At 46.9% G+C, this 13841-nt stretch carries 15 protein-coding genes; 7 read left to right on the forward strand and 8 right to left on the reverse strand.

Annotated features, from left to right (window positions below; all coding sequences use genetic code 11):
• Positions 1–4 precede the first annotated feature (4 nt).
• The 4 genes from HCJ96_RS04375 to HCJ96_RS04390 are packed head-to-tail and all read left to right on the forward strand — an operon-like array spanning position 5 to position 2584.
• On the forward strand, positions 5–691 hold the full coding sequence (locus HCJ96_RS04375; protein WP_169209816.1) for a YggS family pyridoxal phosphate-dependent enzyme: 687 nt from the start codon (positions 5–7) through the stop codon (positions 689–691).
• A 45-nt stretch (positions 692–736) separates the two neighbouring features.
• Complete coding sequence (gene proC / locus HCJ96_RS04380) at positions 737–1558, forward strand: pyrroline-5-carboxylate reductase (protein WP_169209817.1); 822 nt, start codon at positions 737–739, stop codon at positions 1556–1558.
• Positions 1559–1581: 23 nt separating this feature from the next.
• Complete coding sequence (locus HCJ96_RS04385) at positions 1582–2124, forward strand: YggT family protein (protein WP_169209818.1); 543 nt, start codon at positions 1582–1584, stop codon at positions 2122–2124.
• Positions 2125–2131: 7 nt separating this feature from the next.
• The gene (locus HCJ96_RS04390; RefSeq protein WP_169209819.1) at positions 2132–2584 is read left to right on the forward strand and encodes a DUF4426 domain-containing protein; all 453 of its coding nucleotides are present in this window, start codon (positions 2132–2134) and stop codon (positions 2582–2584) included.
• Between the two features lie 25 nt (positions 2585–2609).
• On the opposite strand, the gene HCJ96_RS04395 is transcribed toward HCJ96_RS04390, so the two are convergent.
• The 4 genes from HCJ96_RS04395 to yaaA all read right to left on the reverse strand — a co-directional run bounded on the left by HCJ96_RS04395 (position 2610) and on the right by yaaA (position 4946).
• Entirely contained in the window at positions 2610–2945 is a 336-nt protein-coding gene (locus HCJ96_RS04395; RefSeq protein WP_169209820.1) for a VOC family protein, read from the reverse strand.
• A 129-nt stretch (positions 2946–3074) separates the two neighbouring features.
• Positions 3075–3278 carry a hypothetical protein gene (locus tag HCJ96_RS04400; protein WP_169209821.1) on the reverse strand — a complete coding sequence of 68 codons (204 nt, stop codon included), beginning with the start codon at positions 3276–3278 and terminating at the stop codon, positions 3075–3077.
• Positions 3279–3482: 204 nt separating this feature from the next.
• Positions 3483–4112: a glutathione S-transferase family protein gene (locus tag HCJ96_RS04405; protein WP_169209822.1), complete on the reverse strand. Its 630-nt coding sequence runs from the start codon at positions 4110–4112 to the stop codon at positions 3483–3485.
• A gap of 60 nt (positions 4113–4172) precedes the next feature.
• A complete protein-coding gene (yaaA, locus tag HCJ96_RS04410) occupies positions 4173–4946 on the reverse strand; it encodes a peroxide stress protein YaaA (protein WP_169209823.1) in 774 nt (257 codons plus the stop codon).
• A 278-nt stretch (positions 4947–5224) separates the two neighbouring features.
• Between yaaA and tal the strand changes: the two genes are divergently transcribed.
• From tal to HCJ96_RS04425, 3 genes are all read left to right on the forward strand, one after another.
• Positions 5225–6184, forward strand: a complete 960-nt coding sequence (gene tal / locus HCJ96_RS04415; protein ID WP_169209824.1) for a transaldolase — start codon at positions 5225–5227, stop codon at positions 6182–6184.
• A 21-nt stretch (positions 6185–6205) separates the two neighbouring features.
• On the forward strand, positions 6206–7855 hold the full coding sequence (gene pgi / locus HCJ96_RS04420; RefSeq protein ID WP_169209825.1) for a glucose-6-phosphate isomerase: 1650 nt from the start codon (positions 6206–6208) through the stop codon (positions 7853–7855).
• 206 nt (positions 7856–8061) lie between these two features.
• Positions 8062–8238 carry a DUF3545 family protein gene (locus tag HCJ96_RS04425; RefSeq protein ID WP_169209826.1) on the forward strand — a complete coding sequence of 59 codons (177 nt, stop codon included), beginning with the start codon at positions 8062–8064 and terminating at the stop codon, positions 8236–8238.
• A 61-nt stretch (positions 8239–8299) separates the two neighbouring features.
• On the opposite strand, the gene ung is transcribed toward HCJ96_RS04425, so the two are convergent.
• The 4 genes from ung to thrA all read right to left on the reverse strand — a co-directional run bounded on the left by ung (position 8300) and on the right by thrA (position 13746).
• Positions 8300–8956, reverse strand: a complete 657-nt coding sequence (gene ung, locus HCJ96_RS04430; RefSeq protein WP_211162680.1) for a uracil-DNA glycosylase — start codon at positions 8954–8956, stop codon at positions 8300–8302.
• Positions 8956–10239, reverse strand: a complete 1284-nt coding sequence (gene thrC / locus HCJ96_RS04435; protein ID WP_169209827.1) for a threonine synthase — start codon at positions 10237–10239, stop codon at positions 8956–8958. The genes ung and thrC overlap by 1 nt, the downstream gene beginning before the upstream one ends.
• 68 nt (positions 10240–10307) lie before the next feature.
• Complete coding sequence (gene thrB / locus HCJ96_RS04440) at positions 10308–11264, reverse strand: homoserine kinase (protein WP_169209828.1); 957 nt, start codon at positions 11262–11264, stop codon at positions 10308–10310.
• Positions 11265–11280: 16 nt separating this feature from the next.
• Positions 11281–13746, reverse strand: a complete 2466-nt coding sequence (gene thrA / locus HCJ96_RS04445) for a bifunctional aspartate kinase/homoserine dehydrogenase I (RefSeq protein ID WP_169209829.1) — start codon at positions 13744–13746, stop codon at positions 11281–11283.
• Positions 13747–13841: the final 95 nt, after the last annotated feature.

The raw sequence follows: 13841 nt of genomic DNA on the forward strand, positions 1-13841 counted from the left end.
ACTAATGCAAACAATAGCAGAACGCCTGCAATCCGCCTATGTACGGATAGATCAGGCCACTGATGATGCCCATCGTCCCCGAAATTCAGTGAGATTACTAGCCGTTAGTAAGACCAAACCGGTATCTGATATCACTCAAGCGTATGAAGCGGGACACCGTTTATTTGGTGAAAATTACGTGCAGGAAGGGGTAGATAAAATCGGTCAGCTGCAACACTTGAGCGATATCGAATGGCATATGATTGGCCCCATCCAATCGAATAAAACCAAACTGGTTGCTACCCATTTTGACTGGGTGCAATCTATCGATCGCGCGAAAATAGCTCGCCGACTGAATGATCAGCGGCCTGATACCAGCCCCCCCTTAAACTGCTGCATTCAGGTCAACATAAACGATGAAACATCTAAATCTGGCGTTCACCCTAAGCAATTGCAAGAACTTGTTGAAATTGTAGAATCTCTCCCCCATCTCACTCTACGGGGGTTGATGGCAATACCAAAAGCGCGCATGACTCAGGAAGAGCAAGAAGCAACGCTTCACACGCTTGAGGAATTATTCAGTGAATATCGTACAAAGCTGAGCAATTTTGATACCCTGTCCGTAGGTATGAGCGATGATGTGGAGGCGGCCATACAGCACGGTTCAACCATGGTTCGAATCGGCTCAGCTATTTTTGGCGCGCGTGACTAAACACTACAGCAACGCAACACAAATCAATTAGTTAAAAGGGTTTTCATGCAACATAAAAAATTGGCATTTATTGGTGCAGGCAATATGGCGCGCAGTATCATTAGTGGTTTAATCCACTCTGGTTATCCTGCAGATCACATTATGGCAAGCAATCCCGGCATGCCAAGACTGGAAAAGCTTGAACAGGATTTCGGGGTAAAAATCACGCAATCAAATGATGAAGCCTGTCAATTTGCTGAGGCCATTGTGTTAGCAGTAAAACCACAAATTATGGGCGAAATGTGTGCAAAGCTTAATCAGAACAACGACCTGACAGGCAAGTTGTTTTTGTCTATTGCCGCCGGGTTGCCTGTTTCGCGTTTGCAGGAAATGTTAGGCGGTGACTACCCTGTCGTGCGCATTATGCCCAATACGCCCAGTTTGCTTGGCAAAGGGATGTCAGGGATGTATGCGGACAATTCAGTTACTGAAGCCAGCAAACATTACGTTGATGATGTCATGGGTAGTGTAGGCGAAACGATCTGGGTCGATAAAGAGGACGATATAAACGGTGTGATTGCCGCCGCAGGCAGCAGCCCCGCGTATTTCTTTTTGTTTTTACAGGCGATGCAGGAAGAATCCATGCGCATGGGATTCGATAAAGACGACGCCAGATTGATGGTACAACAGGCGATGCTTGGTGCGGCTGAAATGGTATGTCAAAACCCGGAGCTAGAACTAAGCGAATTACGTGCGCAGGTGACATCTAAGGGCGGTACCACGGCGGCAGCGGTTAATACACTGATTGACCAGGGCCTGGAAAAGATTGTCGCAAAAGCAATGCAGGCGGCAGTTGACCGCGCTGATGAAATGGCTAAACAACTTTAATAATTTTCAGGAAGTTTATTGAAATGAACGCTTCGGTATTTCTTATCAGCACGTTGTTTAACTTGTATCTGATGGTAGTCATTTTACGTTTGTGGCTACAGTTGGTGCGCGCTGACTTTTATAATCCGCTGAGCCAGTTCGTGGTAAAGGCCACTCACCCGATTGTTGGGCCTTTGCGACGTATTATCCCCTCTATAGGGCGCTTTGATACCGCTACCTTTGTACTGGCATTGCTGGTTTCATTTATCAAAGTGGCGACGCTGTCGTTTGTATTTGGGAGTGGCACCATTCATGTTGTGGGCTTCATTGTTTACGCCTTTTTTGACGTGATTAAAGAAGCATTATCATTAATGTTCTGGGTGCTGATTATTCGTGCCATCCTCAGTTGGTTCTCGCAGGGTCAAAACCCCATAGAGTATGTGTTACATCAACTTACCGAACCCTTTTTGGCCCCCATCAGGAAAGTGCTGCCTCCGATAGGTGGATTAGACTTATCAGTGCTGGTCGCTATAATTGCTTTACAGTTTTTACAACTGCTTATCCAGGATAGCTTTGGCTTGTATTGAGGCAACGATGAAGACACTTTTCCCTCCCGCTGTTGTGCGCTTTAATCTGTTTGTATTAGCAATCAGTTGCCTGTTTGCCGTTGCTCCGGCAATGGCTGAACAAAAACAAGTGCTGGGCGATTATGAAGTGCACTACATGGTGGTTAACAGTACCTTTTTTACCCCTGAAGTTGCGCGTAATTACGACTTGGTTCGCAGTCGGTATAACGCACTGATCAATATCGCGGTATTGGATAAAGACAGTAAAAAAGCACTGGATGTTGCCCTGTCAGGCAAAGCAACTAACCTTATTGGCACAACCAAACCGTTGAACTTCAAAAAGGTTAAAGAGGGTGAATCAATTTACTATCTGGCTACCTTACCGGTGAACGATGCTGAAACCTACCGCTTTGTGATCAATGTGCAAATAGGTAACGACAGCAAGCAACTTAAATTTCAGCAAAAAATCTATCTTGATTGAGTAACAGGCGCTAAGTTCGCAACGTTTAAAATTGATCAAACATAATTTTGTTACCATCTGGATCGGTTAACACACAGTGTCCCGGTCCTTCTTCTCCTTTCACCGACACCTCCATGTTAATGCCTTCGCTTTTCAACTTTTTCTCGATAGCTCTGACATCAGCAGGATTAAACGTCAGAATATTGTCTTCAAACATCCCCTCAAACAACCCCAACATCACGCTTCCATTTTGCATGATTAACCATTTGTCTTCGATAGAACCGCATCGTTCCATAGCGCAAAAACCCAGCGCTTCATAAAACTTAAGCGAAGCGCGAATATCTTTGACTGCTAAGCTCAACGAAAATTGACCGAGTTCCATTTTACTCCCCTGATCTATGTTCAAAGTGTATAACTTTTGGCCAAAATAATTAAAATATCAAATTGGATTGCTGTTTGTTCTGCTCTGGCACCGAAAAAAGCGGAGTCTGGATGCGCCGCCCTAATCCACTTACGATTTAAAAAAGGTCGATTGAATTTTATTAAATGCACTAAACAGGACGGCAAACAGCAGGAAATTAGCCATTAATTCAAGCCAGGTTTCCATTTCCCACATCACCTTGAGCTCTTTGCCCACTACGCCATATAGAAGAATGATGCAGGCCATTGCTAAACAGGATGACAAAAAATGTTTTAGCGCATTATTGATTCGCATAGTTTCTACTACTACGAGGGGCCGTTTTGCCATTTCCCGATGAGATGTTGTAGCAAATCAGTGCGGGTTAACCGCGTGCCCCATTGACACGGGATTGTTATACAATATCACCCATTGCTGCCTTTAAAACTGTACTGAAGTTTGGAAAATCGTTTTAGTAAATTAATTAAGCGGAAAAGGAGGTCAGCACTATGGTGCGACCTGTCACCCCGCCAAATACGTATTTTCCCGTTCCCACGCATGACGATAGGCGGGGCGTTTCAATACCCGCTCTGCATAGTTGCGTACGTGATCGTAGGTTAAGTCCATCCCTTCACTTTTCGCCCAGGCCAGAATATGCCCGGCAACAATGTCAGCTACGGTAAAGTATTCGCCCGCGACATATTCATTGTTTTCCAGCAAACTGCAAAATGCCTTGAGTGCATTGTCAAACTCAAACTTTGCCGAGTCAGCCATGCCTTTAAGACGATATTGCTCCGGCAGAATAAAGGTGTGCTTTGCCTTGTTCCATAACGGCTGCTCTAATTCAGTTATCAAAAAACAGAGCATCTGGGCAAAGTGACCGCGAGCAAAGGTAGCGGGTTCAGGAATAAATTCACCTTTGCCGTGGTTGTCCGCTAAATAAGTGACGATTGCAGCAGACTCAGACAGTAACCCCTCTGGCGTTTTCAGTAACGGCACTTTCGCCGTGGGAGACAGTGCGGCAAAGTCATCGCTAAGGTGGGCACCGCGCTTCAGGTCTACTAATTGATACTCGTAGGGGATCTCCAATTCCTCTAACGCCCATGCGACACGTATAGAACGTGTTTTGGGGTAACCGTAAAGCGTATACATAAACTCCTCCTGTTGTTGGGCTTGCACCATCAGCAGCAGAGCGGGCCTGGTGACGAACTATTATTGTTCGTCGCGCAGGAATACCAATTGAGTCGCACTGCTTTGTTCGTCACTGTAAGCATAGCCCTGTTCAGCAAAAGATTTAAGTCCGGCAACGTCGCTGACCTGATTTTGTAAAATAAAGCGCGCCATCAGACCCCGTGCTTTTTTCGCAAAGAAGCTGATGGTTTTATACTGTCCATTCTTCATATCTTTAAAAACAGGCGTAATGATCATGCCTTCAATGCCGGATTTCTTAACCGCGCGAAAGTATTCGTTCGATGCCAGGTTGATGAGTATATTGTCACCCTGCGCTGTTAATGCTTGATTAATTTTCTGCGTAATCGTTGTACCCCAATAGGCGTACAAATCTTTTCCGGCGGGATTCTCCAGCCTGGTGCCCATCTCCAGGCGATAGGCCTGCATCAGATCAAGCGGCTTAAGCAATCCATAGAGACCAGACAAAATACGTAAATGTGATTGTGCATAGTCGATGGTTTGTGAATCCAGAGTATAAGCGTCTAAACCAGTATATACATCGCCATTAAAGGCGAATATGGCCTGTCTGGCGTTGTCTGCAGTAAAGGGTAAGGTGAAATCGGCAAAGCGATTGGCATTCAGCGTGGCCAGCTTGTCACTGATGCTCATCAATGAAGCTAAGTCGGCCGGCGATAGCTTGCGACAAATTTCCACCAGTTTCTGCGTATGGTCCATCATTTCTGGCTGACTGAATCGCTTAACCGGAACGGTTGATTCGTAGTCTAAATTTTTAGCTGGGGAAACAACAACTAACATCTATTCTCCTGAGAATTTCTTGGTCACAACAGATTTTTACCCATCCTGGACGATCGGCCTTGCTTAACGCGTTGCGCTTGAAGCAATATCATAACATGGGAAGGGTTTAGGGTATAAAAATACCGCCATGTCTGCTATAAAGAACAAATGTTTAACCTGATGCAATCCGTCAGACAACCTACCCTGTACAACCTTATTTGTTGATGAAAAACATCAGGTCGTAATTTATCTGCTGACACAGGTCGGCAGGGTTTAATTAAATTTATCAGAGAGAAAGAATGAGCAATCAGCTAGCATCGTTACGTGATATTACTACCGTTGTTGCCGATACCGGTGACATTGAAGCTATAAAGAAATACCAGCCGGTTGACGCTACTACCAATCCGTCACTCTTATTAAAAGCTGCCTCTTTACCTCAATATAGCAGTTTAATTGACGACGCGGTCGCCTGGGCAAAGTTGCAATCTAAAGATGATCATCAGCAGCTTACTGATGCTGCTGATAAGCTTGCGGTAATGATAGGCAAAGAAATCTCTGCGCTTATCCCGGGTCGAATCTCAACCGAAGTTGACGCGCGTTTGTCCTTTGATACTCAGGCTACTATCGACAAAGCAGAACGTCTGGTGCAACTGTATAGCGATGAAGGAATCGATAAATCCCGCATTCTTATCAAAGTGGCGTCAACGTGGGAAGGTATTCGCGCTGCTGAAACCCTTGAGCAAAAAGGCATTAATTGTAACCTGACCTTACTCTTCAGTTTCGCCCAGGCACGCGCATGCGCAGAGGCTGGGGTGTTTCTTATTTCGCCCTTCGTCGGTCGTATTCTTGACTGGTATAAGCAGAATACTGACAAGAAAGAGTATACCGCTCAGGAAGATCCCGGTGTGGTATCGGTCGCAAAAATTTACGATTTTTACAAAGCAAATGGTTATAAGACGGTGGTGATGGGCGCAAGCTTTAGAAACATTGGTGAAATTCAGGCGCTGGCAGGGTGTGATCGCTTAACTATTAGCCCGCAACTGCTTGAAGAACTCGCCAATCAACCAGGCGAACTGGAAGCTGTTCTTAAAGACAATGGCGCAACAGACGTTCCCGGCGACAAGCTGACAGAGACCGCGTTCCGCTGGGAAATGAATGAAGATGCCATGGCCACTGAAAAGCTCGCTGAAGGTATCCGTAATTTTACCGCGGATCAGGTTAAATTGGAAAAGATGCTAAAAGAAAAGCTGGGTATTTAACCACTCACGTCAGGAAAGATTATGACTGATTTAACAGCTATGCCCCAGTGGCAGCACCTGGAAGCACTTGCTTCCTCTATTCGTGATCAGCACATGCGCGACTGGTTTACCCAAGACGAAGATCGTGCCGCGCGCATGCAGGTTGAAAGTTGCGGCTTGTATTTGGATTTCTCGAAAAACCGTGTCACCGATGAAGTGATGCAAGCGCTGTTTTCACTAGCTGATGCTCAAGGGCTAAACGAAAAACGCCAGCGTATGTTTAGCGGCGAGGCAATCAATACAACGGAAAACCGTGCCGTGTTGCATACTGCGCTGCGCAATTTTTCTGACACACCGGTATTGGTTGCCGGTAAAGATGTGATGCCTGAGGTAAGGGCAACGCTTAAAAAAATGGAATCCTTTACGCAGGCTGTGCATGGCGGTGAGCACAAAGGATACACAGGAAAGCCGATAAAGCACGTTGTCAGTATCGGCATAGGAGGCTCTTTTTTAGGGCCTAAAATAATGACCGAAGCGCTTAGCCCCTATCGTAGTGACGCAGTCAGGATTCATTTTGTCGCCAATGTGGACGGATGCCATATTCACGACGTTTTAAATGGGCTGGACCACGCCGAAACCCTGGTAGTAATGTCGTCCAAATCTTTTACCACTCAGGAAACATTGCAGAATACTGAATCGGCCAAAGCCTGGTTTCTGCAACAGGGAGGCACGCAGCAGGACGTCGCCAAACATTTTGTGGCGGTATCGTCTAACGTTGACGCTGCGGTTGAGTTTGGTATTGCTAAAGAAAACATTTTCCCAATGTGGGATTGGGTTGGCGGACGTTATTCGTTGTGGTCAGCCATCGGTTTGCCCATCGCACTGGCGTTAGGCTTTGCTAACTTTAAGCAGCTGTTGGAAGGTGCCCATCATATGGACAAGCACTTTGCCACCGCGCCGAATGATCGCAATCTACCCGTCATCTTAGCCATGTTAGGCGTGTGGTATCGCAATTTCTTTGATGCCCAGTCTCATGTGCTGCTGCCCTATTACCACTACTTGCGTGGTTTGCCCGCCTATGTTCAGCAACTGGATATGGAAAGTAATGGCAAAATGGTGACGCAGCAGGGCGAACGGGTATCCTATCCCACAGGCCCGGTAATCTGGGGCAGTGAAGGGACCAACGGCCAACATAGCTTTCATCAGCTTATTCATCAGGGTCATGGAATTATCCCGGCAGATTTTATTCTCCCCCTTAATGTGCCTAATCAGGATGACACGCACCATGCTATGCTCGCATCCAACTGTTTCGGCCAGTCACAGGCACTGATGCAGGGCAAAACATATGATGAATGCCTGGCGGACTTAGCCAATAAAGAATTGCAGGAAGATGAGCGAGCGCGCTTGGCCGAGCATAAAACCATGCCGGGCAACAAACCCAGCAACACAATTCTGTTCGATTCATTAACGCCGCATACCCTTGGCGCATTGATTGCTATGTACGAACATAAAGTGTTTGTGCAAGGCGTGGTGTGGCAGCTCAATTCGTTTGATCAGTGGGGTGTAGAGTTAGGCAAAGCCTTGGGAAATCAGGTTCTGGCCGGAATTCAGGGCGACGTAGATGAAGCAAAATTCGATACTTCTACGCAACAACTGATTGCACGATTTAAACACGCTAACGCACCAGAATAGGGCATACCTTCAAAACGTTCAGTGGCCAGAATAGCTGGCCGCTGTGCGCCTTCACTTACTCGTTGTCACAAGACTGTCACTACTTGTTAATAAAAAGTAAATATTTTTGTTTTATTTTTTAACCAGCTGTGGTACAAATTTGCGCAGAGGGATATATCTACTCACTCTGACACTTGTTGTAAGTGGTATAAATGAAGGAGATCCATGTGGATAAGTCAGATCTATTTGCATTACTAGATATTGAAACCAGTCCTGCTAAAACGAAAAGCAAAAAAAGGAAGTGGCGAGAAATAGAAGCACTCCAAGATAGATTCAGACTCGAGAAAGAGCTTGCCGAATACGATTGTGAATTCGAATACGAGCTTGAAGCCCTGGAAAGATAAGATTTAAACAAACGGCTATCACATTGTGATAGCCGTTTGTGTTTTCAGGGAACATAACGAATTACAACTGCCAGTTTACAGGCTCTTTACCGTGCTTTATAAGATACGCGTTTGCCTGACTGAAATGCTGACAGCCGAAAAAGCCTCGATGAGCTGACAGGGGTGATGGGTGCGGTGCACTCAGAACTTTGTGCCTGGTCGTGTCGATACCTTTGCCCTTTTTCTGTGCATGGCTTCCCCACAGCATGAAAACAGTATGCTGGGTATGCGTGTTAAGCACATCAATCACTTTATCAGTGAATCGCTCCCAGCCCAGCCTGGCGTGACTGTGCGCTTGCCCCTGCTCTACCGTCAACACGGTATTGAGCAGCAACACCCCTTGCTCTGCCCATGCGGTCAGGTTTCCATTTTTCGGCGGCGTAAAATCCGCAAGGTCTGTTTGCAGCTCTTTGAAGATATTGCGTAGCGAAGGCGGAATGGCCACACCCTCCTGCACTGAAAAGCTCAATCCATGTGCCTGCCCCGGACCATGATAAGGATCCTGCCCCAATATAACTGCTTTTACTTTTGCTAACGGCGTGCAGGTAAATGCATTGAACACATCAGAGGCGTGAGGATAAATCACTCTCCCGCTCTTTCTATGCGCATCGACTGTGTTAATAAGGTGTTGAAAATACGCTTGCTGCTGCTCTTGGGCTAACGCTTCAGACCAGTTCATCAGGACTTAAGTAACGCAATCATATGTTGCTTAAGCAGCTGATAATCGTTTGGTAATGATTCGGCCAGACTATCTTTACTGGCCACATTAGCGAGTGCCTGCGGCAGGCTGATTGGCTGGCCTAACACGTTTTCTACCGTCTCGCGAAATTTTGCTGGATGTGCGGTCGCCAAAAACAGGCCGGTTTCGCCCTCGCCTAAATCATGACTCAACGCCCGGTAGGCTACCGCGGCATGAGGCTCGCTGGTATACCCCTGCTGTGCCAGTTGACGAACCGCAATCTGGGTATAATCTTCATCGACGCTTTCACCCCGTAACGCGCTTTTATCCACATAACCTTTTTCAAACAGTGCTTCAATACGAGGCCAGTTATTTGGCTGACTCACATCCATGGCGTTAGACATAGTTGCCTGCGTGGGTTTGGGCTCCCACTGGCCAGTTTTTAAATACCGTGGAACCGTATCATTTAAATTAGTGGCAGCAATAAAACGTTTTATTGGTAGGCCCATGGCTTTGGCAATCATGCCTGCCGTCAGGTTACCAAAATTGCCACTGGGTACCGCGACTACCAACGCTTCACGTTGATGCTGAGGTATTTGGCTAAGCGCTTCGAAGTAATAGCAAACCTGGGCCAGCAATCGACTGATGTTAATTGAGTTAGCCGAATTGAGATGCAGCCCCTCCCGTACTTCAGGATCATCAAACGCGGTTTTAACCAGCGTCTGGCAGGCATCAAAATCGCCCTCGACCGCGACGGTATGAATATTACCACCCAAGGTAGTAAACAATTTTTCCTGCAGCGGGCTAATTTTCCCTTTGGGAAACAAAATCACCACGTTGATATTGTCTATGCCATGGAAGGCATGGGCTACGGCAGCTCCAGTATCACCAGAGGTGGCCGTGAGAATAGTGACCGGGTCATCATTGGTCAGTCGCGCCAGGCATTGGGCCATAAAACGACCACCAAAATCTTTAAACGCCAGCGTTGGCCCGTGAAACAGCTCAAGCACCGATATTTTCTCATTTACCTCCACTACCGGCGCAGCAAACGTAAACGCATGCTGCACTATATCCGTTAGTTCTTGTTCCATCTCGTCGCCAAGCAGAGCTGATAAAATGTGGATACTTCGCTCAACGAATGGCATCGCCAATACTTCTTCAATGTTGTGCAGGGCAGGAATTTGTGTTGGAAAATACAATCCCTGATTTTTGCCCAATCCGCGTTTTAGCGCTTCGGCGAATGATGCAGTGTCTGTTGCGTCTTTTAAATTAGCTAATTTCACTTCACAGCCTCTGAATACTTAATGATTTTTTTGCAACGATATAAGTTCAACGTTTTACTTTGTAGGGGTCAGCCCGTCACTGTCGCGCCTTGGTTTTCAACTCTACACACTTTAGTAAAACCCTTGTCCGTTTGGATATACTGCTGAGCCAGCACTTTTTCAACCTGCAGGGCAATATCCAGGCTTTCACAAATCGCAAACACCGTGGGACCAGAGCCCGAAATACCAAACGCACTGGCACCTGACGAAATGCAGGCTTGCCTTGCCTCATCAAATCCCGGAAGTAAGCGTTTTCGGTGTGGTTCAGCAATAACGTCGTGGATCACCGCACTGGCCATTTTTGCGTTCTGGGTGTGTAGTGCCTGAATGAAAACCGCCAACTGCCGTCCGAAGGTTAATGTATCTTGCAGCGAATATGAAGCAGGAAGGATCTTACGTGCTTCGGCAGTTGAAACGTTAATTCCAGCGTAGCAGATTACCCAATACCACTCTGAGATGACGGGCAGTTTTACCGCAATACTTTCGGTGAGTCCTGTCATTAAGGTGATCCCGCCCAAAAAGCTGGGAGCGACATTGTCATAGTGAATGCTGCCGCTGATTTGTCCTTCCATCTCACCCATCAGAGTCAGTAGCTGATGATCAGATAGGGGGGCGTCAAAATAAGCGTTCAAGCCAACTAGTGCAGCAACAATAGAGCTCGCACTGGAGCCCAGGCCACTGCCAATCGGTAAATTTTTGCGTAAAGTAACCTTTATCGGCGCATTGATCGCATCACTATTGCCACATGCTTCTATGAAACGCTGGTAGCATTGAAAAACAATGTTCTCACGGGGTTCGGTGGGCAGTTTGTTAGCGAATTGTCCGTCCACCGCAAACTCAAACAGCACGGGGCCGGTAGCCGATTCTATTTCGACTTCATCGCCTATTTTGCTTCCATCTACGGGCGCAAGCGCTGCGCCCAGTATATCAAACCCCAGACTGACATTGCCTATTGAAGCAGGTGCGTACGCCGTTGTTTTTTTCATTTAACCTCTACATAAACTAATGAATGGTTTGCTTCCATGGCATGGTGCGCAATATGTCAGCAAAAACTCCTGCCGCTGTAACGGTACCTCCTGCACCATATCCACGAATCACATAGGGAATTGGTTGATAATAATCGCTACTGATAGCCAGTGCATTTTCGCCGTCTTTTACTGCGGCCAGCGGGTGACTGGTGGGTACGGCCTGAATGCTTACCTTACACGTTTTCCCCTCAATACTGCCAATATATCGTAAAACTTTTTGTTCACTGGTCGCACTTGCGATCCGATCGCTGAATGCTTCATCCAGTTCACCCAGGGATTGCATGAATTCATCAATTGACTGCTCGTCACCAAAGCCCTGAGGCAACACCGATTCGATTTGGATATCCGATAATTCCAATTCCAAATCGGCCTCCCTTGCCATAATCAATAACTTACGGGCAACATCCATTCCACTCAAATCGTCTCTGGGATCGGGTTCTGTGTAGCCGTTTTCTTTCGCCAGGCGCGTGGCTTCAGAAAGTGTCATGCCTTCCTCTAATTTGCCAAACACATAGGACAGACTCCCGGATAAGATCCCTTCGAAGCGATGCAAGGTGTCGCCTGCACTAAACAATTTTTGCAGGTTATCGATAACCGGCAGCCCTGCCCCCACCGTTGTTTCATATAAGTATTGGCGGCTGGTTTGTAACGCTGTTTCACGCAATTTACGATAATAAGCCAGGGTATCGGTATTGGCTTTTTTGTTAGGGGTAACCACATGAAAACCTTGTTCCATCATAGTGACGTATTGCGAAGCGACCGCCGCGTTGCTGGTACAGTCCACAATAACCGGATTGACCAGACTGTTACGGTTTACAAAATCTCTGAGCGTATCGATACTGAATGTTTCCGCGGCCTCACTTAATTTCCCCGGCCAATCGTTGGTGATGTTAATACCATTACTATCCAACAGTAGTTTTTTGCTATTGGCAATGCCGAAGACATTAAGTTTAATATTTCGTTCCGCCAGGGCTGGCTGTTGGCGAGCAATCTGGTTTAACAGCTCTTTTCCCACATTGCCACAGCCAACCAAAAATACGTCTATGCTATGGCCTCTGGTAAAAAAATTCTGATGTACCACCCGCACTGCTTTTTTTGCTTTGCTGCCTTCGATGACGGTTGATATTGAACGTTCTGAGGAGCCCTGAGCAATGGCAATATTATTAACCCGGGCTTGTGCCAGCGCATTAAAGAAGCGGGCGGCCAACCCTTTGGTTTGTTTCATGCCATCGCCAACCAGGGTAACAATGGCCAAATCCCGCCGAACCTCGATAGGCTCTAATAATTGATTTTGCAGTTCCAGCACAAATGCTTCTTCGAGTAAGTTCTGTGCTTTGGTGGCGTCTTTTGACTGAATACAAAAGCTGATGCTGTACTCGGAACTTGATTGAGTAATCAGGCTGATTGAAATGTTGGCGTTGGACATGACCTCGAATACCCGGCTAGCCATACCCACCATCCCTTTTAACCCCGGACCTGCCACATTGAACATGGTGACATTATCAAGCTGGGAAATCCCTTTTACCGATGTCCACACTTCACTGGCTTGATTCGAGATCAACGTGCCTGGTGCTTCTGGATTTAACGTATTGCGGATAAGACAGGGGATATGGTGCTGAGCAATGGGGCCAATGGTTTTCGGATGAAGCACCTTGGCCCCAAAATAGGATAGCTCCATCGCTTCCTGATAGGTCAGCTTGTCTAACAATACTGCGCCATCGACCTGATTCGGGTCAGCGTTATATACGCCATCAACATCGGTCCAGATTTCGCAGCATTTGGCGTCGATACAGGCTGCTAGTACTGCTGCAGAGTAATCTGAGCCATTGCGCCCCAGTGTGACCTTTTCGCCGTCTTCATTGGCCGCGACAAAGCCTGGCATGACCAAGAGAAAACTGCCATCTACCGTCACCTCAGAGAAACGCGCTCGACTCAGTGCGACATCGGCAATACTATCCAGGTAGTCGCCTTCGGCTACAATCAGTGCTTTCGGATCGAGCAAATGATTGGCAATGTTGGTTGCATCCAGCATTGCAGTAAAAAGGGTAACGCTAATATATTCGCCAATTGAAAGAATGCTGGCGGCAACCGGATCTGGCACACAGCGAAGCAATTTTATGCCTTCCAACTGCTCTGAAAGTTGGGTCAGCTGCGTAGAGATAAAGCGGTCAACCCTTTCAAAATCGAATTGCTTGAGCTCTGCTTTAAGATCTGTGGCGATTTCATTAACCGTGTTTTTAAGCAGCGCAAGTAAAGGCAGATAATCTTCCCCTTGCGAGGCCTGTTCACACAACGAAGCCAGCGCATTGGTGACTCCCTTAGGCGCAGATAACACCACCGCTGCCCCGTCGGTTTGATGAGTTGCCACACTGATGGACATAACGCGCAGGTATTTTTGCGCATCGGCTAAAGACGAGCCACCAAACTTCAACACTTTCATTTGTTACTCCTTCCCCTGTATCTATGGCAACTTAAAAAAAAACCCGCTCCTGGTGGGGGCGGGTTTTTGGTTAATTCTAAACACGTGCACTAACC

The sequence above is a fragment of the Alteromonas ponticola genome (assembly GCF_012911815.1).
Lineage (GTDB): Bacteria > Pseudomonadota > Gammaproteobacteria > Enterobacterales > Alteromonadaceae > Alteromonas > Alteromonas ponticola.